This window comes from Nostoc sp., assembly GCF_036917195.1.
Classification (GTDB): domain Bacteria; phylum Cyanobacteriota; class Cyanobacteriia; order Cyanobacteriales; family Nostocaceae; genus Nostoc.
Genome location: NZ_JBALDG010000071.1, coordinates 150,327 through 175,979, shown reverse-complemented (window position 1 = coordinate 175,979; position 25,653 = coordinate 150,327). Strand labels below are relative to the sequence as shown.

Annotated in this window: 19 protein-coding genes and 1 pseudogene; 12 read left to right on the top strand and 8 right to left on the bottom strand. The window is 43.3% G+C overall.

Features of this window, described 5'->3' with window-relative positions; all coding sequences use genetic code 11:
* Window positions 1-183 precede the first annotated feature (183 nt).
* From V7K40_RS23875 to lepA, 3 genes are all read right to left on the bottom strand, one after another.
* Window positions 184-1,233, bottom strand: coding sequence for a Type 1 glutamine amidotransferase-like domain-containing protein (locus tag V7K40_RS23875; RefSeq protein ID WP_334964113.1), 1,050 nt, complete (start codon window positions 1,231-1,233; stop codon window positions 184-186).
* 669 nt (window positions 1,234-1,902) lie between these two features.
* Window positions 1,903-3,090: a glycosyltransferase family 4 protein gene (locus tag V7K40_RS23870; RefSeq protein WP_334964111.1), complete on the bottom strand. Its 1,188-nt coding sequence runs from the start codon at window positions 3,088-3,090 to the stop codon at window positions 1,903-1,905.
* Window positions 3,091-4,064: 974 nt separating this feature from the next.
* Window positions 4,065-5,876, bottom strand: a complete 1,812-nt coding sequence (gene lepA / locus V7K40_RS23865; RefSeq protein ID WP_334964109.1) for a translation elongation factor 4 — start codon at window positions 5,874-5,876, stop codon at window positions 4,065-4,067.
* 713 nt (window positions 5,877-6,589) lie between these two features.
* On the opposite strand from lepA, the gene V7K40_RS23860 reads away from it, so the two are divergent.
* The 8 genes from V7K40_RS23860 to V7K40_RS23825 all read left to right on the top strand — a co-directional run bounded on the left by V7K40_RS23860 (window position 6,590) and on the right by V7K40_RS23825 (window position 17,290).
* A complete protein-coding gene (locus V7K40_RS23860) occupies window positions 6,590-6,826 on the top strand; it encodes a hypothetical protein (RefSeq protein WP_334964107.1) in 237 nt (78 codons plus the stop codon).
* Window positions 6,827-6,996: 170 nt separating this feature from the next.
* Entirely contained in the window at window positions 6,997-8,775 is a 1,779-nt protein-coding gene (locus V7K40_RS23855) for an ATP-binding protein (RefSeq protein ID WP_334964105.1), read from the top strand.
* A gap of 534 nt (window positions 8,776-9,309) precedes the next feature.
* Complete coding sequence (locus V7K40_RS23850) at window positions 9,310-9,540, top strand: NifU family protein (protein WP_012408256.1); 231 nt, start codon at window positions 9,310-9,312, stop codon at window positions 9,538-9,540.
* Window positions 9,541-9,618: 78 nt separating this feature from the next.
* Window positions 9,619-11,853, top strand: a complete 2,235-nt coding sequence (locus V7K40_RS23845) for a glycoside hydrolase (RefSeq protein ID WP_334964103.1) — start codon at window positions 9,619-9,621, stop codon at window positions 11,851-11,853.
* 446 nt (window positions 11,854-12,299) lie between these two features.
* Window positions 12,300-13,352 (top strand): serine/threonine-protein kinase, encoded by a 1,053-nt coding sequence (locus tag V7K40_RS23840; RefSeq protein WP_334964101.1) that lies wholly within the window; start codon window positions 12,300-12,302, stop codon window positions 13,350-13,352.
* 444 nt (window positions 13,353-13,796) lie between these two features.
* On the top strand, window positions 13,797-15,830 hold the full coding sequence (locus tag V7K40_RS23835; RefSeq protein ID WP_334964099.1) for a serine/threonine-protein kinase: 2,034 nt from the start codon (window positions 13,797-13,799) through the stop codon (window positions 15,828-15,830).
* 752 nt (window positions 15,831-16,582) lie between these two features.
* Complete coding sequence (locus V7K40_RS23830; protein ID WP_334964097.1) at window positions 16,583-16,882, top strand: WGxxGxxG family protein; 300 nt, start codon at window positions 16,583-16,585, stop codon at window positions 16,880-16,882.
* Between the two features lie 216 nt (window positions 16,883-17,098).
* On the top strand, window positions 17,099-17,290 hold the full coding sequence (locus V7K40_RS23825) for a hypothetical protein (protein WP_334964095.1): 192 nt from the start codon (window positions 17,099-17,101) through the stop codon (window positions 17,288-17,290).
* On the opposite strand, the pseudogene V7K40_RS23820 reads toward V7K40_RS23825, so the two are convergent.
* From V7K40_RS23820 to V7K40_RS23810, 3 genes and pseudogenes are all read right to left on the bottom strand, one after another.
* Window positions 17,287-17,694, bottom strand: a pseudogene (locus V7K40_RS23820) (universal stress protein); the annotation flags it as partial. The gene V7K40_RS23825 and the pseudogene V7K40_RS23820 sit on opposite strands and share 4 nt — an antisense overlap.
* A gap of 476 nt (window positions 17,695-18,170) precedes the next feature.
* On the bottom strand, window positions 18,171-19,484 hold the full coding sequence (locus tag V7K40_RS23815; RefSeq protein ID WP_334964093.1) for a TldD/PmbA family protein: 1,314 nt from the start codon (window positions 19,482-19,484) through the stop codon (window positions 18,171-18,173).
* Between the two features lie 274 nt (window positions 19,485-19,758).
* Window positions 19,759-20,619, bottom strand: coding sequence for a Tab2/Atab2 family RNA-binding protein (locus V7K40_RS23810; protein WP_334964091.1), 861 nt, complete (start codon window positions 20,617-20,619; stop codon window positions 19,759-19,761).
* 53 nt (window positions 20,620-20,672) lie between these two features.
* Between V7K40_RS23810 and V7K40_RS23805 the strand changes: the two genes are divergently transcribed.
* On the top strand, window positions 20,673-20,984 hold the full coding sequence (locus V7K40_RS23805) for a hypothetical protein (RefSeq protein WP_334964089.1): 312 nt from the start codon (window positions 20,673-20,675) through the stop codon (window positions 20,982-20,984).
* A 236-nt stretch (window positions 20,985-21,220) separates the two neighbouring features.
* Window positions 21,221-22,480, top strand: a complete 1,260-nt coding sequence (locus tag V7K40_RS23800) for a hypothetical protein (RefSeq protein ID WP_334964087.1) — start codon at window positions 21,221-21,223, stop codon at window positions 22,478-22,480.
* Between the two features lie 68 nt (window positions 22,481-22,548).
* Here the strand turns inward: V7K40_RS23800 and V7K40_RS23795 are convergent, their stop codons facing one another.
* Window positions 22,549-23,196 (bottom strand): HAD family hydrolase, encoded by a 648-nt coding sequence (locus tag V7K40_RS23795; RefSeq protein ID WP_334964085.1) that lies wholly within the window; start codon window positions 23,194-23,196, stop codon window positions 22,549-22,551.
* Between the two features lie 249 nt (window positions 23,197-23,445).
* Here V7K40_RS23795 and V7K40_RS23790 point away from each other — a divergent pair, with 249 nt between their 5' ends.
* The gene (locus tag V7K40_RS23790; protein ID WP_334964083.1) at window positions 23,446-23,592 is read left to right on the top strand and encodes a hypothetical protein; all 147 of its coding nucleotides are present in this window, start codon (window positions 23,446-23,448) and stop codon (window positions 23,590-23,592) included.
* On the opposite strand, the gene V7K40_RS23785 is transcribed toward V7K40_RS23790, so the two are convergent.
* The gene (locus V7K40_RS23785) at window positions 23,570-24,763 is read right to left on the bottom strand and encodes an NAD(P)/FAD-dependent oxidoreductase (protein ID WP_334964081.1); all 1,194 of its coding nucleotides are present in this window, start codon (window positions 24,761-24,763) and stop codon (window positions 23,570-23,572) included. The genes V7K40_RS23790 and V7K40_RS23785 overlap by 23 nt on opposite strands.
* A gap of 193 nt (window positions 24,764-24,956) precedes the next feature.
* On the opposite strand from V7K40_RS23785, the gene V7K40_RS23780 reads away from it, so the two are divergent.
* Window positions 24,957-25,580 carry a 4Fe-4S single cluster domain-containing protein gene (locus tag V7K40_RS23780; protein WP_334964079.1) on the top strand — a complete coding sequence of 208 codons (624 nt, stop codon included), beginning with the start codon at window positions 24,957-24,959 and terminating at the stop codon, window positions 25,578-25,580.
* Window positions 25,581-25,653: the final 73 nt, after the last annotated feature.

Here is a 25,653-nt window from a genome sequence, read left to right as displayed (position 1 = left end):
TGAATCCACCTTTGATACTCGTTAACGAGTGTTTTAACTGGATGAATCCACCTTTGATACTCGTTAACGAGTGTTTTAACTGGATGAATCCACCTTTGATACTCGTTAACGAGTGTTTTAACTGGATGAATCCACCTCAGAATTCCGTTCATCCACCTTGTCCCCTTGTCCCCCACTCCCGACTCAATAGGGATTTGAATCAATCCGTCCCCTTTTGACACTCCTGAGATAGTAGCCAGAAGTTGGTCTGTTTTTAAGATTAAAGGTGTCTCCCCTGCGAACTTTCCAAATTTTGTAATTGGAAAAGGTCAAAGGCGTTCGGGATTCGCATACTTCCGGTATATGATTACCAAGTACAAAGTACACCGCACCCCTACCCATAACTTTCACCAAACCGTTTTTATCCACAAGAACCGATGTACTTTCACTAACCCCTATGCCCAAAACACTGCTAGATACACCCTCCTTAATTTGACGGGCAATAAAAGTCATCATTCGACCCATCCTTTCCCGCCTGTCGAAGTGCGTATCTACGATAGTTCCCTTTAAATTGCTCCAATTGAAAAAGTTGTAAGTAAAAGTGATGTCCCGGTAAGGATCTTCGAGTGCGTCTCTAGTTTCAATGCCTTTCTCGGAAGAAGCACAAGCATCATAGACACAATCACTTTGGATCATCGCACCCGCACTGGTGCCACCAACACCACCACCTTTAAGGTAAACTGACTTAACGGCAGCCTCAAGCTTGGTATCTTTCCAGTTGCGGATGTATTCACATTGGTCGCCACCAGCAAAGAAAATCACATCAGCATTTCTGACTCTTTCATAAATCTCAGCTTTGTTTGCTTCTTGCCTACTGCGAATCACAAGAGTTTCCACAAACTTTACGCCCCTCATGGCATAAATTAGCCGATTGTAATCGTGATTACCATTAGTGCGGATAACTACAACATTAACTTTAGTGGCGGAGTCAGTACCTCCCCTGACTTCGTTAATCATCCACTGGATGGCATCATCGACATCGGGGCCACCCCCACCTAAGCTCAGGACTGGGCCTGCTAAAGAAGAACGGACATCAAAATCAAAGGAGGGGGAGGGGTGGACATCAACAGTGTCACCCAGAAAGTAGCGTTTCCAGTTTTCGAGAAAACGGGTTATAAGGAAGGTTCCCATATTCAACAACTTGATTCCTGTACTTTTCAAGCGCCTTGCTATGCTTGGGAATGCCTTTGTCATACTAAGCTTCTGGAGCAAACTGCAATTATTGCTAGGCTGTTACGCATTTTAATTGCTTATTTATTCGTGATTGATTGTTTTTGATCATTAGTCCTTAGTCACTTAGTATTTACAATTTGACCTTGGACAAAGGACTAATGACAGTTTTAACGAAAAAATCTGCAATTTAAACGCGCACTAGCTTAACTCTGGCACTACAGAGGGTAGAATTTCCAGCGTACAGGGCTTGTACTGTTTTTTAACGCTATAAGAACCCAGAGTAATCATTAATTCTCTGCCCTACTCTGCGAAAATCTCCACATGCTTGTGTCCTTTATAGTCCAATACGCTTGAGTTAAGCATTTCTTCCTTCTCTTCCTTCTCTTCCTTTGCGTCCTACCCTGCGGGAAGCCACTTCGTGTCTATGCGTCCTTTGCGGTAGCCTGCGGCAAGCCGCTTTGCGTCTACGTTAAAAAAATTCACTTTGAGAAAGAGTTAAGCCTTAACCCAAGCGTATTGCTTTATAGTCCAATCTTGTAGGGAATGGGGTAGAGAGGTTAGGTTGAGGAGCTTTTGGTGTTAGCAATAATACTTTTCAAACATCCTCTAAGGATTAATGTAACTTCAAAGAAAATTTACATTGAATTTAGATCCCAACTTCTTGAAGAAGTCGGGGATCTAACAAGTTCCTTACCAGACAATTTGCGATCGCTCCAAGGCAACTCGCTGATATACTTCTTCAGTTTGCTTGGCTAATTTCAGCCAACTAAAGCGCCGCTCTAAATCCTCATAAGCATTATCCACCAGCCATTGCCGATAACCTGGATTTTTCAATACTTCTAAAATTCCCCAAGCTAAAGAATCGGGATTATTCGCCCAAGTAACAATGCCTGTTTTGGTATGTTGCACCACTTCTGGGAAGCCACCAGTATCAGAAACTACTACAGGAACACGAGAAGCAAAGCTTTCTAAAGCCACAATCCCAAAAGGTTCGTAAAGACTAGGAAATACTGCACAGTCAGCGACAGTTTGAAATCTATCTAAGTATCTATCAGAGAGAAAACCTGTAAAATAACAATGATGCCAAATTCCCAAATCCCAGGCTTGGCGCTTGAGATGGTCAGTATTGCCGCCACCAACAATGACAAGTTTAACGTTACCTCCCATTTGGGAAAGGATCTTAGGTACGGCATTGAGTAATACAGGTACACCCTTTTCATAGGTCATGCGACCGAGGTAGTAAACGATTTTCTCATCGTCTGTGGCGAATTGGCGGCGAAAATTCACAGCATGAAAATCTACGTGATGCTGTTTCTTTTCGGCTCGGATACCGTTATAAATGACATCGATTTTGTCCCAAGGACTGTGTAGTACTCGTTCTACTTCTTGGCGCATATAGTCGCTACAAACAATAATTCGCCAAGCGTTGAAAGCCAGCAAGTTTTCTTTGCCATTAATATAGCCTTGGATGTCGGTGTAAATACCGTTATAGCGCCCGTATTCTGTAGCGTGAATTGTGGCAATTAGTGGTATTTTGAAATTATGTTTGAGAGCGATCGCAGCATCTCCTACTAACCAATCATGGGCATGAATTAAATCAAACGATCCCTCCTCTAGAATCAACTTACCACCGTGATCTCCCATACTCAGGTTAAGATTGACTACCCAGTGGAAAAAGTCGTTACTATAGCCGACTGGCACCCGATGCACCTTTACGCCCTCAACTACCTCATACATTGATGCCTGACCAAACTCTGCTGTAATTAGGTGGACTTCATGCCCTAGCTTTACCAGTTCCGGGTACAACTCCGCTACATGCCGCGCAATTCCCCCAACAATCCTCGGCGGAAACTCCCAACTCAGTACTAGTATCTTCATCTGCTAGACTCCCCGACGCTTTACAAATATCTAAAAAACTACATTTATCTAAAAATACAAGGATGCTGAATGCAGTGAGTATGTTTACTAAAATTTTTAGATGTCTTTAACAGTGATTTTGTTAAAGCTTATCAAAGGTTATCAACTGTATGCTATGGATAATAAGCAAGGTCAGGGTAAGCGCATCTTGTCAATAAATCCTCAAAGATGATCAATAAGTAAGCATTATTGATCATCTTTTAGGCGACGCCAAATAGCCCATCATAGACATTGCTTTGAGCCTTACGAAACAAACCAAACGAGAAACTCTGATTATTCGTTCATTCACAAACCAAGGTTTTTGTCAAGACTAATTTAGATGCGTTTACCGTGTAAGCGAGGTACAATTCTAATTCCTAATGACGCTCGCGGACTCGCTACCGCTACGCTAACGTAATTCGTAATTAGGACAATTGAGCGCCCCTTTTGCAACTAACTCAGGCTTTAAGAAGGGGTAAGTAGCTGTTCAGTAATTTCTAGGTTTTCAAAAGCATTTGAGCCTGGAGAAAAAGATTGTCTAATACTCATTTCACTTTAATAATGATACAAATACGTTAGTAGGGGCATGGCAATGCCCATAGGTGTCAACTTAACGTAAAACCGTTGTCAAGACATAATCTTGAATTTACTCACTTACCATCAGTCTTCGCGTTACCCCACCCCGGTTTTGTCTAAAGCCAAAACCGCCCCTCCCCTTACCAAGGGGAGGGGTTGGAGGTGGGGTAAAACGTATGTTGTGTAAGCGTTTGAGCTTAAGTTGACACCAATGGACAGAGACTGGAAACGAGGTTTTAAAAGAGTTTTAGCTTAAGTTGACACCAATGGGCTTTGACTCCCCCAACCCTACTAGTAAAGGGGGTTAGGTCTTCTTTTATGTTTTTTCAGGTTGAGATGTAGACGCAGCCAATTGTCTCTGAGGATTAAGCACTTTTAAATTAGCTTTGATCCAAGCGCAGTACTGCCATAAAGGCTTCCTGGGGTACGTCCACGGTACCTACAGATTTCATTCGCTTTTTACCTTTTGCTTGCTTCTGTAATAGTTTCTTCTTCCGGCTGATGTCACCGCCGTAGCACTTGGCTAGCACGTCTTTCCGCAAGGCGGGGATGTGTTCGCTGGCGATAACTTTACTGCCAATAGATGCCTGAATTGGCACTTTAAATTGATGGCGGGGAATTAGTTCCTTGAGTTTTTCTGCCATTGACCGCCCGACGTTGTAAGCTTTATCCCGGTGTACAATCATCGCCAAGGAATCTACGGGATCACCGTTAATCATGATATCCAGCTTCACCAGAGGATTTTCACGGTAGCCAATCAGGTGATATTCCATGCTGGCATAACCGCGCGATCGCGACTTCATCTGGTCAAAAAAGTCAGTCACAACTTCCGCCAAGGGGAGTTCGTAAGTGAGGGTGGTTCGTCCTTGGGTGAGATATTTCATATCCTTGAAAATGCCACGGCGATTTTGTGACAACTCCATCAAGGTGCCGACATAGGTTTCCGGCGTAATCATCTCTACTTGGACGTAGGGTTCTTCAATTTTTTGGCGATCATTGGGAGAAGGTAGACGGCTGGGATTATCAATGTACAGTTCCTCCCCTTTCAGGGTAATCACTTTATAAACCACCGAGGGGGCTGTAATGATTAAATCGAGATTATACTCTCGTTCTAGCCGTTCCTGGACAATTTCCATGTGCAGCAAGCCCAAAAACCCGCAACGGAAACCAAACCCCATCGCGCTAGAAGTTTCTGGTTCGTAGTGCAGCGCCGCATCGTTGAGTTCGAGCTTTTCTAAGGCTTCCCGCAAGTCTTCAAATTGATCAGCATCAATGGGGAACATCCCACAATAAACCATCGGGTTGGCTTCTGCGTAACCTGGTAAGGGTGACTCTGCTTTGGCCTTACTTAGGGTAATTGTGTCTCCCACCCGAGCATCAGCTACAGCTTTAATTGCCGCTCCTAAATAGCCGACTTCCCCAGCGTGCAGTTCTTCAACTTGCTTTTGAGTTGGAGAAAGGACGCCTAACTCATCAATTTCAAATTCTTTACCAGATGCCATTAAATGGATGCGATCGCCTTTTTTCACGGTGCCATCCATCACTCGGAAATACACAATTACTCCCCGATAGCTGTCGTAATAGCTATCAAATATTAACGCCCGTAAGCGTTCATTTATCGTATTGGGTGGTGGCGGTATCCGCTCGACAACTGCTTCTAAAATCTGATCAATACCAATACCTTCTTTAGCAGAGGCCAGAATTGCACCACTGCAATCTAGACCGATAATTTCTTCAATTTCGCCTATTACCCGTTCTGGTTCAGCCCCTGGCAAATCAATTTTATTCAAAACCGGGATAATTTCCAGGTTATTCTCTAACGCTAAATATACATTCGCCAAAGTTTGCGCTTCCACACCTTGGGACGCATCTACTACCAATAGCGCTCCTTCACAAGCCACAAGAGAGCGGGAGACTTCATAAGAGAAATCCACATGTCCCGGAGTATCAATTAAATTCAGCACATACTGCTGACCATCCTTAGCTGTGTAGTTCATCCGGGCAGCTTGCAGCTTAATTGTAATCCCGCGCTCCCGTTCCAGATCCATATTGTCGAGAAACTGTTCCTTCATCTGTCGGTCTCCAACAGTGCCAGTAGCTTGCAGCAAGCGATCGGCAAGGGTTGATTTCCCGTGGTCGATGTGAGCAATAATACAAAAATTGCGAATGCGAACTGCGGGAACGTCAGTCATATACTATCTTTGCCTTAGCAGCAACCAAAGTTAAAAGAGCAATTTACTTAATGTATTTTAATGCTTTCTTAGCCAAGACGCTCCTAGCTTTTAATGCTGAGTTCTGTTAGCGGATAGCTATGGTTTAGCCCGTGCTGAGTTAGGAGTTAAGAGTTACTATTATCTCTCCTGCTCCCCTGCCCCTCTGGTTACTGAGCTTGTCCTGAGCGTAGCCGTAAAGCCTACGGCATAGCTACGCTCGTTGGCGCAGCCTCTAGGTAGAGAAGGGCGCAGTCGTAAAGCCTGCGCCATAGCTACGCTCGTTGGCGCAGCCTCTCCAAGAGTTGTATGCCCTTCTGCCTCCCCTCTTCACCCCATCTTTAAGTTTCGATCTAAATAGGTGGACTTTTAAGAATATTATGAAAGTCTATTTGTCACTGCTAGTAATCATCAGCTAGGAGCGTACAATAAATGTAAATAAGTACATGTAGGGATCGTGGGCAATTACCACCCGTAATTGCCCGGAATCACTGATTTATCGGCAAAACTTCTAGAGCCATTGTCTAGTCAGTTATATGAAAAATGCGATTTGAAAGTTAAAGCTGTTACTTTGGTGCTATTTCAGGGAACTATGTAACTGTGCCCTTGAAGATTTTTCAGCGAATTAGCCCAAATGATGAATATAACTACTTTACAAAGCTTTAGACAAAACCAATTCAGAGTATATCAAATCTATGAATATGCAAGGGAAAACTACCGAAGCGGAAAACACACGAGCCGATAAGGTAGAAATTGCTGTCCGCCTAGACTCCGAGTTACTAAAGCAAATTCAGCATCTCACCAATGACCCAAGTAAAGTCATTGAGGTGGCGATTCGCCAGTGGTTACGGGGTGAAATCCTTAGGGATGACGAACTGACGCGCACCCCTGTGCGTACCCCTGTTCCTCCTCGGGGTGAATGGAACGATTGACGTAATCAATCTGCTGTCAATGCAAGTTAAAAAAATGAAGTTTGCCAATCTAGATTTCAAAACACCAAGAAATACCCAATAAAACGAAAAAGCTGTAAAAATTTCTGCATAAATTTGAGCAGCTTTAGTAAAATTACGGTCGGATACCCTTTGTCTATCCAACTCAATTAATGACTATTACTGCCAATTCCCAATTGCCGAATGTATTTTCCCAAAATCTGGAATCTATCACCAGTAAGACTGATGGCTCATTACCAACTCTAGGAGCCGAGTTGGTGTATACGCAAGACGGGGCAGGGCGCTATCTGACCTTTTGTTGGCAGCAGAGCGAACTTCTGGGGTTAAATACTGAAAAAGTAGTTGACGATCTCAACCAGTCCCAAACCTTTGCCCCAGTGGATAAGGTTACTTATTTGGAACGATTGCAGCGAATTTTGACAAGTTTGATGCCAGAAAGGTTTCAGTGTTGGTTTAGCTACCACCAGAAATTATTTGAATTGGACTTAGTGATTAGTCCGATTATGCCAAGTTTGGGAACGACTGCCACTACAGTTTTAGTGATGGGACGGTTAGTGCAAGCGACACTAAACAAAAAACAAGTGCGTGTGGCATCAAAAACGCCCACACAAATAGAGTTGGCTTTACGTTCACAGCAACACCAAAAACTGGTAAATCGCATTACCAGAAATATTCGCCGGACATTGGATTTAGATATTATTTGGCAGCAAACAGTTGACAGTTTGGGAAAAGCACTGCGGCTAGAGCGCTGCATTATTTGTCGTCCTTACCAGCCTTGTAGCTTAAAAGTGAAAGTGATGGCTGAGTATCATCAGCCAGAACTCAACTCAATCATACTAGGCTCAGAAGAAATAGATATAGCTTCTGAGCCTGCCTTTGCTCAGGCTTTGACAACCCTAGAACCAGTTGTAATGGAAGTGCCTGGATACAAACAGTCTGGGCGGCAGAAAACTTTGGTGGTTGCGACTTGCTATCAAGACCAAGCCAATGGATTGGTTGCCTTGACTTGGCAGGATGAATGCTACACACTAACAGAATCGGAATTAGAACTGGCAAAAGAAGCAGCAGATCAATTGGGAACTGCGATCGCACACGCTACTTTATATAAAGAATTAGAAGCAGCGCGTCAAAAAGCGGAAGAAGCTTCCCGCCTCAAAAGCGAGTTTCTGGCTAATGTATCCCATGAAATTCGTACCCCCCTCAACGGGATGATCGGCTTTTTGAAGCTGATTTTAGAAGGGATGGCAGATGACCCAGAAGAACAAAACCAATTTTTGGCAGAAGCTCACCAATTATCGATACATCTGCTGAATATCATCAACGATATTTTGGACATTGCCAAAATTGAAGCGGGCAAAATGGATCTAGTTTACGCTCCAGTCAAGCTAGATGAGCTATTCAGTGATGTAGAAAGTTTCATGCGTCCCCAAGCAGAAATGAGAAACCTCAGCCTCCGGATGCAAATGCCTGCTACCTCTGATGAAATCATTGTCCTAAGCAACTACCAACGATTGCTACAAGTTATGCTCAATTTACTTGGTAACGCCATCAAATTTACCCATGAAGGTGGTGTCACTGTCAGTGCCGATTTAGTACTCAAAAAAGCGAAGCCGAACTTTCAAGGTCAGGAATTTCCTGGGATGGTGAGAGTACGTGTGGCAGACACTGGCATCGGTGTTTCTTTGGACAAACAAGATAAACTGTTTCAATTATTCTCTCAGGTGGATGGCTCCCGCACTCGTCAGTACGGCGGTACAGGTTTAGGACTGGCAATATCCCAGAAGCTAGTGGAGGCAATGGGCGGCGAGGTACATTTTTATAGTCTGGGCGAAGGACTTGGTTCAACAGTGACATTTACAGTGCCACTATATCAACAGCCAGTCATGGTTTCATCTAGTGATAGCGACTCAACAAACAGTGCTGAGTGCTGAGTTAAGAGTTAGGAGTTAGGATACTTGGCAATACTGGGTTTTAAGTTTTAAACATTATTATTTAATAACAAAATTGGGGATTGGAGATTGGAAAGAATTCCGTCCATAGTCCACAAAAAAATTGTATAATTATAAGCTGGGTTGAGGAAAAAAACACAATAAACGCCTAAATGTTGGCTTTTGCTTTGCTCTACTCAATTTACGAAAAATAATATTTTTGACTTCTTTTTACGGTGACGTATAGTTAAGAGCATTAAATCCTGCGTTCGTCGGACTGCAAAGCAGAATCTAAAGGCTAGAGTAAAGTAAGCAGGCTCACAGCAACGTAATTACTGTCTTCTTTATCAGGCGCCCTCTCTAGGCAGCCTCAACTCTTGGAGAGGCTGCGCCAACGAGTCCGCCTAGAGAGTGTCATTAGTAATTACGAATTACGAATTGTTAATGCCCAATGACGCCACTTGCCTCAACCGGAGGAACCCCGGCAACGCAGTGGCTCTCCCCAATGCCCATCATTAACTTAGCAGGTCTAAAACTATGGAACTTACAATTGACAACGTTGAAACAGTCTTAGATGAAATGCGCCCTTATCTGATGTCTGATGGCGGCAACGTGGAACTCGTAGAACTCGATGGGCCTGTTGTAAAACTGCGGTTGCAAGGTGCTTGTGGTTCTTGCCCCAGTTCTGCAATGACCCTGAGAATGGGTATTGAGCGCCGCCTCAAGGAAATGATTCCCGAAATTGCAGAAATTGAGCAAGTGGTGTAAAAGTTAGGAGTTAGGAGTTAGGAGTTATGAGTTTTGAATCAACTCCTAACTCCTCATTCTTAACTCCTAACTATTTTTATGTCCCATCCTCTTTACATTGCTTTTATCTGGCATCAACATCAGCCGCTGTACAAATCTCCTGGCAGCGGCGTTTCGCTATCTTCGAGTCAGCAGTACCGTCTACCTTGGGTACGTTTGCATGGGACTAAAGATTATTTGGATTTGGTATTGCTCTTAGAGCGGTATCCTAAGTTACATCAAACGGTGAATTTAGTTCCATCGCTGATATTGCAACTTGAAGATTATATTGCTGGTACTGCTTTTGACCCTTACCTTACAGCCAGCTTGACACCAGATGAACAACTCAACCAGCAACAGCGGGAATTCATCATCCAACACTTTTTCGATGCCAATCACCACACCCTGATTGACCCCCATCCCCGCTATGCCGAGTTGTACCAGCAAAGGCAGGAGAAGGGGCAAGCTTGGTGTTTGGCAAATTGGGAATTGCCAGATTATGGTGATTTGCTAGCTTGGCACAATTTGGCTTGGATCGATCCGCTCTTTTGGGATGACCCAGAAATTGCTGCTTGGTTAAAACAGGGACGAAATTTTACTTTAAGCGATCGCCAGCGCATTTATTCCAAACAGCGACAAATCCTCAGCCGCATTATCCCCCAACATCGGAAAATGCAGGAGGCAGGACAGCTGGAAGTTACCACTACGCCCTACACTCACCCGATTTTGCCCTTGCTAGCTGATACCAACTCTGGTCGGGTAGCTGTGCCCAATATGATATTGCCTGAGCAGCGATTTCAGTGGGCAGAAGATATTCCCCGCCACTTGCGGAAAGCTTGGAACTTCTATAAAGAACGCTTTGGACAGATACCTCGTGGTTTGTGGCCTTCGGAACAGTCAGTAAGTCCACAGATACTTCCAGACATTATTAACCAAGGATTTAAGTGGATATGCTCAGATGAAGCCGTCTTAGGGTGGACGCTGAAAAACCTTTTTCATCGGGATGGGGCGGGGAATGTGCAGCAACCAGAACTGTTGTACCAACCGTATCGCCTGCAAACCGCAGAGGGCGACCTGTCAATTGTGTTTCGTGACCACAGATTATCAGATTTGATTGGCTTTACTTATAGTGCGATGCCAGCAAAACAGGCAGCAGCAGACTTAGTGGGACATTTGCAAGCGATCGCTAAAATGCAAAAAGACAGTCAAAGTGAACAACCTTGGCTAGTTACCATCGCTTTAGATGGGGAAAATTGCTGGGAATTTTATCCCCAAGATGGCAAACCCTTCCTTGAAGCTTTGTATCAAAGTTTGAGTGATGAACCCCACCTCAAACTCGTTACTGTCTCCGAATTTTTGGAAGAATTTCCAGCCACAGCCACTATTCCCGGAGGGCAACTACATAGCGGTTCTTGGGTGGATGGCAGCTTCACCACTTGGATCGGCGATCCTGCGAAAAATCGTGCTTGGGATTACTTGACAGAAGCCAGGAAGCTGTTGGCAAGTCATCCTGAAGCAACGGAAGAAAACAACCCACAAGCGTGGGAAGCATTATATGCCGCAGAGGGTTCTGACTGGTTTTGGTGGTTTGGTGCAGGACACTCCTCAAATCAAGATGCCATCTTTGACCAGTTATTTCGAGAACATCTGTTTGGCATTTACAAGGCATTAAATGAACCTGTACCGCCCTATCTCAAGCAACCAGTGGAAATCCACGAAGCACAGGGAAACCACACCCCACAAGGGTTTATTCATCCCGTCATCGATGGTAAGGGTGATGAACAAGATTGGGACAAAGCTGGACGCATAGAAATCGGTGGGGCACGGGGGACAATGCACAATAGCAGTGTCATCCAGCGACTTTGGTATGGGGTGGATCACCTCAATTTTTATTTGCGGCTGGACTTTAAAAGTGGCGCAGCACCAGGGCAGGATTTGCCAGCAGAGTTGAATTTGCTGTGGTTTTATCCAGAAAAAACAATGGTCAACAGCCCAGTTCCCTTGGCAAATTTACCAGATGCAGCCCCACTTAATTACCTTTTCCATCATCTTTTGGAAATTAACTTGCTGACACAATCGATTCAGTTTCGGGAAGCTGGAGACAATTGTCAATGGCATCCCCGTTTCAGTCGCGCTCAAGTAGCTTTAAATAGTTGTTTAGAGTTGGCAGTGCCGTGGGCAGACTTGCAAGTTCCGCCAGATTATCCGTTGCGCCTGATTTTGGTGCTTGCGGATGAAGGGCATTTTTCCAACTACTTACCAGAAAATGCTTTGATTCCCATTGAGGTGCCTTAGAACTCGCTACCCCTGGTGTCACAAAATACTTATACCAATTCTTTGTGAAATTGCACAAAATCAGGCTTGGTAAGACTTGGGGCAAAATTCCCTTGTTCTACGTAACCTCATAGGTAATCAGTATTAGTACAGTGGGTACGTAAATTCAGCTACCATCTCAATTAACAAGACTTGGGGCTTAACAAGGGGCTTAACAAAAGGATTTTGCCCCTTGTTAAAGGTCGGCAAAGTTGCGCCCCTACAGGTGATTCATGTGTTGCAGAGATTTTTGGAAAACATATTTAATTCTTTCTTGTGAATTCGTAAGTTCTACAAAAATTTATTTTTGCTTTTTGAATTTTTAACAGAAAAGTAATGATGATTTGGCAAAGATGCAGTAATTTTACTGTTGCCAAGGAATATTTGTCGTAAGATTAGAGACATTTCAAAGTAAATATCCTATACTAATGAATCGCTTTTCTCAGAAAACAACGAATTCTCAAGAGAGCATTTCACAGCAAACTCAACTTGGTCAGATGTGTGGTTCCAAGAAGCTATTTCGCGATCGCTATGAAATATTGCAAATTTTGGGTAGAGGTGGTTTTGGCATTACCTTTTTAGCTAAAAATACCGTATTACCTGGGAAGCCTCTGTGTGTTATTAAACAGCTTTGTCCGAAAGTGACTAATCCGCAAAGTTGGCAAAGGGCATGTATGCGCTTTGAAAAAGAGGCAAGAACTTTGGGTCAACTCGGTAGTCATTCGCAAATTCCCATGTTATTAGACTACTTTCAGGCGAATGGAGAGTTTTTTTTAATTCAAGAATACGTACCGGGTTTGACTTTGGCACGAGAAGTGCGGCAAACTGGGCCCAAAAGTGAAACCTCAGTTAAACAGTTTTTACAAGAATTATTACCAGTATTACAGTATCTTCATCAACATCGTGTAATTCATCGGGATATTAAGCCCCAAAATTTATTGCGGTGTGAGGATGATGGGCGGGTAGTGCTGATTGATTTTGGTGCGGTGAAAGAGCAATTAGTTGATGTTTGTGAAAAGTCAATTAATCAAGCTGTAAACACCAATTTTATTGGGACTAGAGGATTTGCACCACCAGAACAGTTTTCTCTACATCCAGTTTATGCCAGTGATATTTATGCACTGGGTATAACTTGTATTTATATGTTGACTGCTAAAAATCCTTTAGAGTTTGAGTACGACGCGAATTCTGGTGAGATATGCTGGCAAAAAGAGGTAAATATTAGCAACAGTTTCGCTCATATTTTAGGAAAAATGGTGAAAGTTACGTTAAATGATCGGTTTAAGACTGCTGATGAAGTGATGAAAGCTTTAAGTAATAAAAGCTATTTGCCTACTTTGGCTAACTGTCTAACTACCCAAAAATCAAATAATAAAAGTATTACACAACACGAAAATTCTCCCGAAAATCCTGATGTATACATACCACCTGTTGCCAGAACTGCTAGTGCTATTCGGAAATGGAGAGCAAAGCTCAAGTAAACAAGGTGACAGAATTAAGTTGAAGCTTTATTTGGCTAAGGTATCAAATGAATAATTAATCATCGGCGATTTAAAATATTAAAAACAAATTTAGTAAGCATTTTGACTTGATTTCATAGTCAGTAATGGTTAATTAATCAGGGTTTAACTTAATACTTAGTCACTTGTCGCTTGCCAATATACAAGCAAAATTACTAGGGCTAATATTTCAGAAAAAATTTCTATTCAGATTATTATATAATCGAAAGAATAATTAATCCTATGGCTCTCGTAGTTTTCCACAGATAAGGAAGACTGACTACTATTTACAAACGCAAACGATATAAGTAATTCCCCAATCCCCAGACAGGGTTTTCTACCACAAGTAAGCGAGAGTCAATTTTCTTAAGGGAAAGTTAGGGGCAAACTTAGCCTAAGTTGTCATGCAGTCGCGCCTGTCAGATCATGATCTGCTGCTTAAATCCCGATTGCCCAAATCCCCTGAATCCCAATGGAAAGAAGTTTTGCCAAAGTTGTAGCACCCCATTGGTGTCACTTTTAAGAAATCGCTTCCGTGTCATTCGAGTCCTTTCAGATGAGGGGGGATTTGGCAGAACCTATCTATCAGAAGACGTAGATAAACTCAATGAACGCTGTGTTATCAAGCAATTAGCTCCAAAATTCCAAGGAACTTGGTCGCAAAAAAAGGCGATGGAGTTGTTTGCAGAAGAAGCGCAGCGACTACAAGACCTTGGGGAACATCCCCAAATTCCGACTTTGCTAGCTTACTTTGAGCAAGATGGCTGCCTATATTTAGTGCAGCAGTTTATCAATGGGGAGAATTTGTTAAAGGAGTTGCAACAGCGCAAGGCATATAAAGCTAGGGAAATTCAATCTATTTTGCTAGATTTACTGCCCATCCTCAAATTTATCCACGATCGCAAAGTCATTCATCGGGATATCAAGCCGGAAAATATTATCCGCCATAAAAGTGATGGGCGATTAAGTCTGATTGATTTTGGTTCGTCAAAGCAATTCACCGCGAGAGTTCAGCAGAAATCTGGCACATCCATTGGTTCGCATGGTTATTCTCCCCTAGAACAGATTAGAGATGGTAAAGCTTTTCCCGCCAGTGACTTATTCGGTTTAGGGGCTACCTGCTTTCATCTGCTAACGGGAAATTCCCCCTTTCAGTTGTGGATGGAATCTGGGTACGCTTGGGTAAGTAATTGGCGGCAATATTTGCGGAGTCCATTAAATCCGGAGTTGGATTTTGTGATCGACAAGCTTTTGAAAAAAGACATCCAGCAACGTTACCAGTCAGCCGATGAAGTCCTCACAGACTTGACTCCAAAACAACTACTTGCACTACCACCAGCCGCGAAATCCTCTGGAAAAATACCACCAACTAGAGCACCATATTTACCAAAAAGTTATTTCTTACTGAGAATTTTAATTTTGTTAAGTGCTTTGATTCTGTTGTTCGGATTCCAAAAATCTTGGTATAAACATTTTCGCCGGATTCAGACTAGTTTGGTCTCTAGGCTTCAGCACAATAGCCCTGGCAAAGATGAAGCGCTTTTAGGTCAACCGCCAAAGATTACCTTGGCAAAGGTTTCCTTAGCTAACACCCTCCAAGGACATGGAAACTCGGTTTTATCTGTCGCCATCAGCCCCGATGGCAAAACCATTGCCAGCAGTGGCGGCGATCGCACCATCAAACTTTGGAATCTAGCAACCGGAAAAGCAATCTCTTTACTCAACGGGCATTCTCAGCAGGTAAATGTTGTAGTCATCAGCCCAGATGGCAAAACTCTGGTTAGTGGTAGTGATGATAACACCATCAAAATCTGGAATCTGACAACGCGAAAGCAAATTCGCACTTTGCAGGGGCATTCTGACTCAATTCATGCCCTAGCCATCAGTGCCGATAGCGAGACTCTAGTTAGTGGCAGTGATGACAACACCATCAAAATCTGGGATTTGGCAACAGGAGAGCAAATTCGGACACTAGCAGGGCATACATTTTGGGTGCGATCAGTAGCCATCAGCCCTGATGGTGTGATTCTTGCCAGTGGTAGTTTTGACAAAACGGTCAAAATCTGGAATCTAACAAAGGGATACTCAATCCGCACACTAGAAGGAAATTATCAAACAGTAACAACCGTAGCAATTAGCCCAGATGGGAGAACTTTAGCCAGTGCTAGCCGCGATCGCACCATCAAACTTTGGAATCTACCTACGGGAAAAGAAATTCGCACACTGGCGGGACATGGCAACACTGTCACATCCGTAGCCTTCAGTGCCGATGGTAAAATTCTTGCTAGTGGTAGCCGCGATCGCACCATCAAACTCTGGAATCCAGCTACAGGAGAGGAAATTCTCACATTGGCAGGGCACACCAACACTGTGACATCCGTCGCCTTCAGTCCTGATGGCAAAACCCTTGTCAGTGGTAGTGAGGACAATACTATTAAGATTTGGCGGTTGTCTCAGTGAGGAGAAATCATCTTGAATGTAGTCAAAACAAGGTTTGGGATCTGAGCAGCCAAGGCAGAAAGCGTGGTTAGTAGGTAATCTCTAATTTGGATGCACTGGAAGGGAGCATAGTCTTGTTGCAAAGCAGAAAACTTTCTATACAAAAGTTTTGAATTGATGAGTAATTTTGATAGATTAAACCTTTTAGATTTTCTTAAATCCATGTGAGTTCGATAAACCTCTCCCTGTCTTGAACTAAAGTTCAAACCTCTGCCTCTGGGACTCCTAGAGGCACAGGTTTTGCCTAGTAAAACCTCTGAGAGGTTTTTTATTCGACATAAAGCGATTGTTTCAAATAACCTAAATTATCAGAAGATAGTCAATCTGTATTTACCGAGTTCATGTGGATTCCAATATTTTAATTATTAAGCCCACCCCTGACCAAAATCACTGAATTTTTAAACCAGAGGCGATCGCTGCGGAAATATTGCTTTCACTTATCGGCATCTGTCATCCCTGAAGACGTAATTTTTAGTTTTAAAAAGAAATATTTTCCCTTCTGGAATCGAGCTAGCTTTAATGCGATCGCTAACTACACTATTGCCTAATTTGCCATGCATCGGAATCTATATGTATACCAAAATGCTTATTTAGCTGATCACAAATGCAACTTTAAGCAGATTTATATTTGCAGCTAAAGATTGATGCTGGTTCTGCCAGAATTTAATAAACTTTAATTACAATTAAGAGCAATTTAACTGAGGAATGTAATCGTGAAACGCTTTAATGTCTCTAAAATTCTGGGAAGTAGTGTTCTAGCTTTAAGTTTGGCTACGTTGCCCACAGTTCTACCTGCTTCTGCTCAGACAACAACCACTCCTGATGCTAGTGTTACAGATACTACTACAGGTCGCACTGCTACTGACGGAAATCATCGGGATGGTGATTGGGGTTTACTGGGCTTGCTCGGTTTATTTGGTTTATTTGGTCGCAAGAGCCGCAGAGGCGATGATATTGTAGGTGATGGTGACTCTAATGTGGTAGGCTCCTCTGGCTCCCGTTCTAACTTTTAGGCAGCATGTAAAAATAAGTTGTACAAATTTGATTTTGAATGGGTTGCTAAATATAGCTTTCACATGAAAATTGTTCAGGTTATTTTTACACAGTTCCTTGATAAGGAGTTGCATTGTAATTTGGCGTAAGTTCTAAAGATAATTATAGGTAAAGCCTGCATTGGCAGGCTTTGTTTATGTGTTTACATTTTTTTGTATACATATAATTGGTAAAAAATGGAAGATTCAGTATTTATTATATTTCTTGCCTTTGGGTGTATTTGGATTTTGATGGGAGTTGTAGGTTGGATTGCGTTTTTAAAATCTGAAGGTGAGGAAATCAAGTTTGGCAAGTGGGGACTTATAGTTGCTATTCCAATCCTAATACCAATAATTGCTGCTTTGATTATTGGCATATTTTATCATTAACTGTTAATTGCACCCCTAACCAAAATCACTGTACTTTCTATACCAGAGGCGATCACTTCTGGAATATTACCTTGAATCGCTTGCTGCAACAATCCCTTATGCGAAGCTCCCAAAACTACAACATCTTAACCTTCGGTTTTCACTAGGTTAATCACACCTTCAGCTACTGAATTCGCTTGGACTGGGAGAGCAACTACAGTACTGGATAATTGGCAACGACGCATCAAATGGCGGATGGATTTTTCAAAAACTGACATATCTGGCTTGTGTTTAGATGGCTTAAACACTTGTGTCAGGCGAATTTGCGGTTTACTTCTCAATGTAATTAAAGCCGGTAGCAATTTAATCGCTAACGGGGAATTGGGGCCACCAGCCATTGGGACTAGCCAGCGATTGAAGGAGGGCTGAGAATGAAGTGTTAATAACCCCAAAATAAGACCAATTGCCGGTAATGCTAGCCATGTTGGTAACAGGTGGGCACTATGGACTCGCCATGTCCCCAGCAATCCTGATCCCACTTTCAGGAACACCGCAGATAAGGCAGCAACCAGACCGATCACACAAGCTTCGGCGATCGCTATACCTCTTCTAGGTTACAACCAGTTGCGAAAGCGCTGATTCATACCAATTTTGGATTTTAGATTTTGGACTTTGGCTTACCTCGACTTCGCTACTTCGGCTTCCTTCAGCACAACTTGCTCAGTCAAACGATTTTGGATTACAAGTCTCTTAATCCCCTGATTTTTAAGGAGGAAAAGAGAGGATAAAGCCTTAACCCAAGTGTATTGGACTACACAAGTACTGTGTTCAATTAAGAATTACCTAGCTTGCTTCTCGCCTCTGGCGAGTATTACGTTAGCGTAGCGTCATTACGAATTATCTAATTGCTTCTCCCCGTGGTGGATAGCCCTTCTACTATCAGAGATGGAGTATAACAAGAACCATTCCAATCAGCATCGTTGCCCAGTGCAACCAATTGCTTCAGGGCTGTGTAGACATTACCTGCAACCATCGTATCTTTAACGCGCCCAATTACCTGACCATTTTGCACGCGGTAGCCTAAATCAACGTTGATAGAAAAATCTCCAGAAATACTGCCGCCATCACCCAGCATTTGATCCACAATCAAGCCATCATCTAGTTGTTGAATTAAATCTGGTAGTGATGCCGAACCTGGCTGGATGAGAAAATTAAATAAACCAGGAGTGGGATAGCTACCTAAACCAGGGCGAAAACCATTTCCAGTGGTGTCACTACCCAGTTGGCCTTTGCTGGTACGATCGCCATAAAAACGCTGTAAAGTCCCGTTTTGAATAAAAACTAAAAATTGAGTCGGAGTGCCTTCATCATCGAAAGGACAACTGTAAGGGCCCGCTTTTGGGTCTTGGTAGAGGGTGAGGCTGGGTGCAACTACTTGCTTCCCCAAACGTTCTCCCCAAGGGGAAGCTACTTCTAATACTCGTTTACCATTCAAAGCTTCTTGCACAGTACTCCAAAGCATATCAGCGGCTTTAGAAGTGAATAAAACCGGGACGCGACCAGTAGGAGGTGAGACATTTTCTCTGGCCCAAATTAACCTCTGTAAAATTTGATTAGCTAATCTCTCCGAGTGGAGTTCCCCCCGCTTAGTTTCACCATCGGAAACACTTAAAAAATCATCGCCACGCACCCATTCTGCTGATATATAGCAACTGAGGGTAGTGTCGGTGTAGTGACAATCTAAACCTTTGGTATTGATTAGTCTAGTGGTTTCAACATCACATTCCCAGTCACCATTGCACACAACATCGGCATAGGCATCGCGGATGAGTGCGATCGCTTCTTTGCCCCAGTCTACCAAAACCTCTATCGGCACACTTTCCCCTAAATCTGGGTAGGAGGGTTGAAAGTTAGAGCCTAATTCTACTGTTTCTTGTTGATTTAGTTGACTTAGTGCCAGAGCTTTTTCTACCATTACCTCGGCGAGGACAGAACCGTAAGCCACCGTAAGTCCCGGACGCCCGTTTCGCCAAAGCCGCAATGCTGTGCCTTCAGATTGGTTGGTTTCTAGCTGTTTGAGTCGGTTTGCCTCAAAAAACACTGGACGAGAAAGCGATCGCGACTGATACACCTCAGCAGCTTCGGCTCCAGATTTTATCGCTAGTTCCAGCAACTGTTCGGCTAGTGTATCTTGTGACAAATTTTCAGAACCCATGACCCTTAGTGCATTGTGGATTTTGAACCGCATATCAACGCTGTCTCAAGAAAAGTGCGATGTCTACGACGGGCTACGCCTACGCACTTTTTGCTGATGGACGCAGATAACTATCAAAAAATCATCAGCGTGTTTTTGCAGTTGTGATTTGGAACCGCAGATTAACGCTGATGGACGCAGTTAATTATCCCAAATCATCGCCATGTCTTAACGGATCTTAGCGATCGCCATTTTCAGTCATTAGTCATTAGTCATTTCTGCCCAATCTCCATTTTCAAAGGTTAACCTCTTGCAACAGCCAAAAACCAGCAAAAGATTCTGCTTTGGGATCAGACTGGACACCGAGAAAATGCACCCCGTTAGCTTTTTGCTTGGCTTGTTCAAAACCTTTGGCTTCTGCTAAGATTTGAGGTTTTTTGATATTTGCCACAATCCAGCTTTCAGTTACACCAGTTTCTAAAAGCAATCTCGCCTCTTGGCTGCTGTCAAATTTTAAGAAAGCCAACTCCAAACCAGACATCCAGCCTGCCAAGGGCAATGCTCTAGATGAAAAAATCAAAATACCAGGAATACGGGCTTCGGGTGAAACTTGCGCCAACTCTAGGGGGAAAGCTTCACCAAACCCAATTTCCCACTCTGGCATATCTGCAAAATCCACAGCATCTAAGGTAACAAATACCCACTGCTGTCCTTCCAAAGCATCTGGTAAACGTTGCGGCAAAGGTTTTTCTAAACGGACTGAGGGATTAGTCCCCCCTTGATACCCTGATTCTTGAGGATACACTTCCTCCATCCGCTGTTCTAACCATTGGTTGAGAACCAAAGTGCGGCGGCTAGGCTGGGCGGGAATACCCAAGTCAAGGCATGCTTTAGTAATCATGTTGTTCATTTGGCGGCGGAAAAAGCGGATTTTAATTGGTGCTTTTCCAGCTTGGTTAATAGCCTCCTGTAATGCTGTCCGCAACCAGCCCGAATTTACCTGGGTACTGGGACAATATTGAGCATAGCGAAACAAAGAATCTGCTTTTGTGCTGATATCCAAGGGGCTTTCGCAGACTAAGACTTCCCAAACTTTTTTCTGATTAGCGTCCAATATCGGACGGGAGTAAAAATCGATTTCCCAAATACTGCCCATGTTTTGCGGTAAAAATCTGGCTGTTATGTTTTCCTGATATTTTGATCATACGAGTGTTAGGGCAGCATTGGGCATTGGGCATTGGGAATGCAGATTTTGAGTATCTGAGGTGGATGAATGAGTCTTTGAGGTGGATGAATGAGTCTTTGAGGTGGATGAATGAGTCTTTGAGGTGGATGAATGAGTCTTTGAGGTGGATGAACGAGTATCTGAGGTGGATGAACGAGTCTTTGAGGTGGATGAACGAGTCTTTGAGGTGGATGAATGAGTCTTTGAGGTGGATGAATGAGTCTTTGAGGTGGATGAACGAGTCTTTGAGGTGGATGAACGAGTCTTTGAGGTGGATGAATGAGTCTTTGAGGTAGATGAATGAGTCTTTGAACTTAATGCTTCAAGTTCTAAGGGAACTCCAAAAAATAAATTATTCAATTTCTGGAATAAAAACGATGTTCCATCCCCCAGCTAAGTGCCCCCTGCTCCCCTGCCATAAAAGCAATGGGATATTTTTTTACTTGGAAGTCCCTAACTTTTCACCATCTCCCTTATTTCTTATGACAGTTTGATAAATTACAGTATAAATAATCTGTTATAGATAATTAATATGAGTAGATTGCAGAAATTTGGCTATTGGACTTATGTCTTCTTAACTATTGCTATAAGTTTACTTGTACTCCGAGTTAATTTTTGCTTGTTAACAGTGTCAGCCAAAGATTATGCACCTGGACAACTTAGTCCTGATGCACTAATGCAATTAAAGAACATCAAACGACGGTTAAATGCAGGTGAAGGAAAAACGATGCAGGCGTTTTTCCCAGAAGGATGGTTTTTTAGCCATATAGTCTATGGTTACAGTTGGGTGAATGTTGCTTTGTCTTCAAAGTCCGAACCTCTTCGCCAACAAGCAATTCAAGAGGTGCGTTGGGTTTTATCTCAAGTAGATACACCCGAAGGACGCGCACCTTTTACAGCAGATACCCAAGTTGCCAATGGCGTCTTTTATTTAGGTTGGAGTAATCGGTTGTTGGGTGGACTATTAAAAATTCAGTCACCAAAAGAGCGATCGCTCCAAGATATTACTCAATTTCGTGCCCAATCTCAAGAGTTAGCCCAGGCGTTTACAAAAAGTCCTACTGTAACCATTGATGCTTATCCCGGACAAGCTTGGCCTTGTGACCAAACCGTAGCTTTAGCATCTTTAGCTTTGCACGATGAATTGTTTGATAGTAATTATCAACCAGTAATTCAGCGTTGGGTTAGCTATACTCGCCAGCATCTTGACCCACAAACAAATTTAATTCCTCATAAAATTGACGCTGTGACTGGTGAAATTAAGATTGGCGCACGAGGTACTAGTCAAGTCTATCTTTTGCCGTTTTTACTAGAATTAGATTCAAAGTTTGCAAAACAGCAGTATGCTCAGTTTCGCAAACAGTTTGTTCCCTCAGTCTTAGGCTTTTTCCCCGTGAGGGAGTATCCCCTCAACGCTGATGGCCAGGCAGATGTTGACTCTGGGCCACTTATCTTTGGCATTGCCCCAACCAGTACAATTGTCAGCATTGCTCCAGCACATGCTCATCAAGATACTCAGTTGTTTGAGAGTACGCTCGCTATCATTGAAATTTTAGGATTACCGCTAGTATGGGGTGAGGAAAAGTCCTATGCTTTGGGGTTATTGCTAGTAATTGATGATTTTTTGGTTTGGGGCAAAACTTTAGTACCCTGGACGCAGGTTAATAATTCCGTCTACACCGAACAAAGACTTGCAAACAAGATTCAGTTCTTGATTTTAGGTTCTGGAGTTGTGTTGCTTGTGCTTTGGAGTCCAATTGTTGCCAAACAGTTTTTAAACAAATATGCTTGAAATTGTTGACTGATACACCCTAAGATTCCACTTCAAAAATTTGGCGTTGCTGAATTGAAAGTATCCCCTCATTTTCCACGATTGATCCAAACGCCTCTGAGGCCAGCTGCTTTAGCTCCGTGATAGTCTTCTATGATGCTATCGCCAATATGCCATGCTGCCTCTGGGGAACATTTATGTTTGTGTAAGGCAATGGCAAAAATTTGAGGATCAGGTTTAGCTGCACGTACCTGGGTAGAAATGGTAACCGAGCTAAAAAACTCTTTCAATCCCAAACTTTGCAATACTGAGTAAATTCGAGAATCAAAATTGGACAGCACCCCCAAAGTAACTCCCAACCGCCGCCAGTTGATCAAAGCTGGTAAGACATCAGGATAGATAAACCACGGTTCCCCAGTACCAAAGTGAATGTAAAGTTCGCTAAAAAAAGCTGAAAAGTCAGAAAATTGCTTGAGAACACCAGCACTTTCAAAAGTGTTCAGGGCAATTATCCGCCACCAATCAAACTCACGCTGGGGAATATCTTGTAGTTCTGCATCTAGAAATATCGGCGGCGGCGCGGCTTTAAAGCTTTTGATGAAGGCTGTATTCAATCTTTCGGCTGAAACTGTAACGCCAAAATCCTGGGCTATCTGACCATAAACTTCGCCCACACTGCCTTTAACGTCGAAGAGTGTGCCCACACCATCTAACAAAATAACTTTCGGTTGTTCCATCAAAGTTTGAAGATTTTGAATGTTGAATTTTAGATTTTGGCTTGTTAGAGAGCTTCTGTGGGTAGTAGTCTAACATCTGCTAAGTAGGTTGGCGCAAATAAAGCAAATCATCGTAAATGTCTTGGTTATTTACCAACGCCCCTCAGGAGTGCTGTTAGCGGATAGCTATGGTTTAGCCCGTGCTGAGTGAGGAATCTCAGTTTTTTACTCAGAACTAGGAACCTCAAAAAAGAGGAACTGTTTTGCCCCATGACGCTAGTTGCTCCAGCGGATAGCAAGTCATCTACCCAAAGGGAGACGCCAAGGGCGAACGAGCGTCACGAGCGTCGGGAACCTCCGCAACGCACTGGTTCACCAATGCCCAACCTTAAAGTTACCGAGAAAGTGTTTCTATGATCGGACGGACAAGCCAATTAAAACCAACTTTAAGTTGATGGTCTAAAGTTGGCAACCTATATAAATAGGCAATCCGCCGGGCGACAGATGCCAAGCGTCCATCTAGTTTAATTCCCAAACCAGTGAGGGTGGCGTTGTCTATTCCTAGTGCCATCATTTCTCCTAACTGTTGGTAGTGAAAGGGAAGGAGGGGGCGATTAGTCAGAGTTGCCCAAATATTCCAAGCAGTATAATCAGCTTGTTGGAAAGCCGCTTGTGCGGTGGCGGGGACTTGCTGTCCTTCAGCATCATGACAGTCTACTAAATCTCCCAAGGCAAAGATTTCTGGATGATCAAGGACTTGCAGATTGGATGTAATGCTGATTTGACCACGCTGATTTTGCTTCAGGGGAAGAGATTTCACTACGGGCGCAACCCTGGTTCCCACAGTCCAAATTACCAAATCCACGGGAATCTTGTCTAACTGATTTTTGTACTCTAGGGAGATGGTATTTTGCTCTATTAATTCCACTTTGGTTTCTAAATCCAGAAACACGCCACGCGCTTCTATTGCTTTCTTTGCTGCTTCCCGGTTAAACTCTGGGGAAGTTCGCAAAATTTGGTCAGCGATTTCAATGATCCGAAAGCGTCCTCTTTCACCTAGTCTGTCGGCTAACTTACAAGCTAACTCTACACCACTGTAGCCAGCCCCAACGATCGCTACCCGAATTTTATCAGCATCGGATTCTTCTAAAAATCGCAGGCGTTCTTCCAAACGGTAAACATCAGAGATTGTGCGGAATGGGTAGGCGTAAGATGTTGCACCAGGGACTAAATCTAACGGTGTCTCACCTCCTAGCGCCAGCACCAATCGGTCGTAAGGGATTTCTGGCCCTTCATGTAGATTTACCCGTCGCTGGTCGATGTCAATTCCAGAGACAAGCCCTTGATAAAAACGCACTCCTGTGCCTTGTAAAAGTTCTTCAAAGGGTGGGGCAATTTCCCAGGTTTGCAGTTCACCAGTGAGTAATTCGTAAAGTAAAGGAGAAAATAGGAAGCGATCGCTTTGATCTACCAGAACAATTTCGGGTTTTTGCGTAGATTCCCAAGGTAACTGGCTTAAGCGCAAGGCTGTGTAGAGACCACCAAAGCCTCCGCCAAGGATACAAATTCTAGAAGTTTGTTGAGTCATCGATTCTATGTATGGGACGGTCAATGCTAGCTGGGCAACTAACTTCAGTCTAGTCAGTTAAAGCGGACTTTTCAAAATCCCCTAAAGTTTTTGAGAGATAAGTCATTAGTTTTAGTCCACTTGTCGCGGTTATCTAATTGAAGATTCGCTATATTTAACGGTTAACAGGCAACGGCTAAAAGGAGTTAAAGAGATGGAAATTAAGCCAACTGACCCATCGCTAGCACTCATGGAAATTCCCTCTGGCTATCTCAACATTATGGGTTACGTTGATCAGTCAGAAGTTAATGGCCCTGGTTGTCGTGCAGTCGTCTGGGTACAAGGTTGTCTTCGTGAGTGTCCTGGCTGCTTTAATACTGACTCTTGGTCATTTGAAGCTAACCAATTGATTGCTGTTGATACCCTTGCCGAGAATATTCTTAGCAATTCTCGCAACACAGGTGTAACCTTCTCTGGTGGAGAACCCTTTTGGCAAGCAACTGCACTGGCGTCTTTAGCTCGTCAGGTAAAAGCTGCTGGGTTAAATGTAATGTCTTTTTCTGGGTTTACTCTGAAGCAACTACAGTCCCAATCTGCACCGCCAGGTTCCCAAGCTTTATTAGAACAACTCGATATCCTAATTGACGGGCCTTTTGTCCAATCTCTGGCAATTAATTCTCCTAACTCTCCAGTTTCTTCCAGCAATCAACGGGTTCGTGTGTTAAATCCAGCTTTCCAAGACCAGATTACTTGGGCTAGCGATCAGATAGAAATCCACATCCTCAAGGATGGTGGCCGCATTGTCACTGGCTATCAAGGTGGGCTGGAATTAACGTAGTGGGGCATTGGGCATGGAGAGTTAAAACTTGAAGGTTGACCTTCTAAGGGTCAAATTAACAATTTCCCCGCTC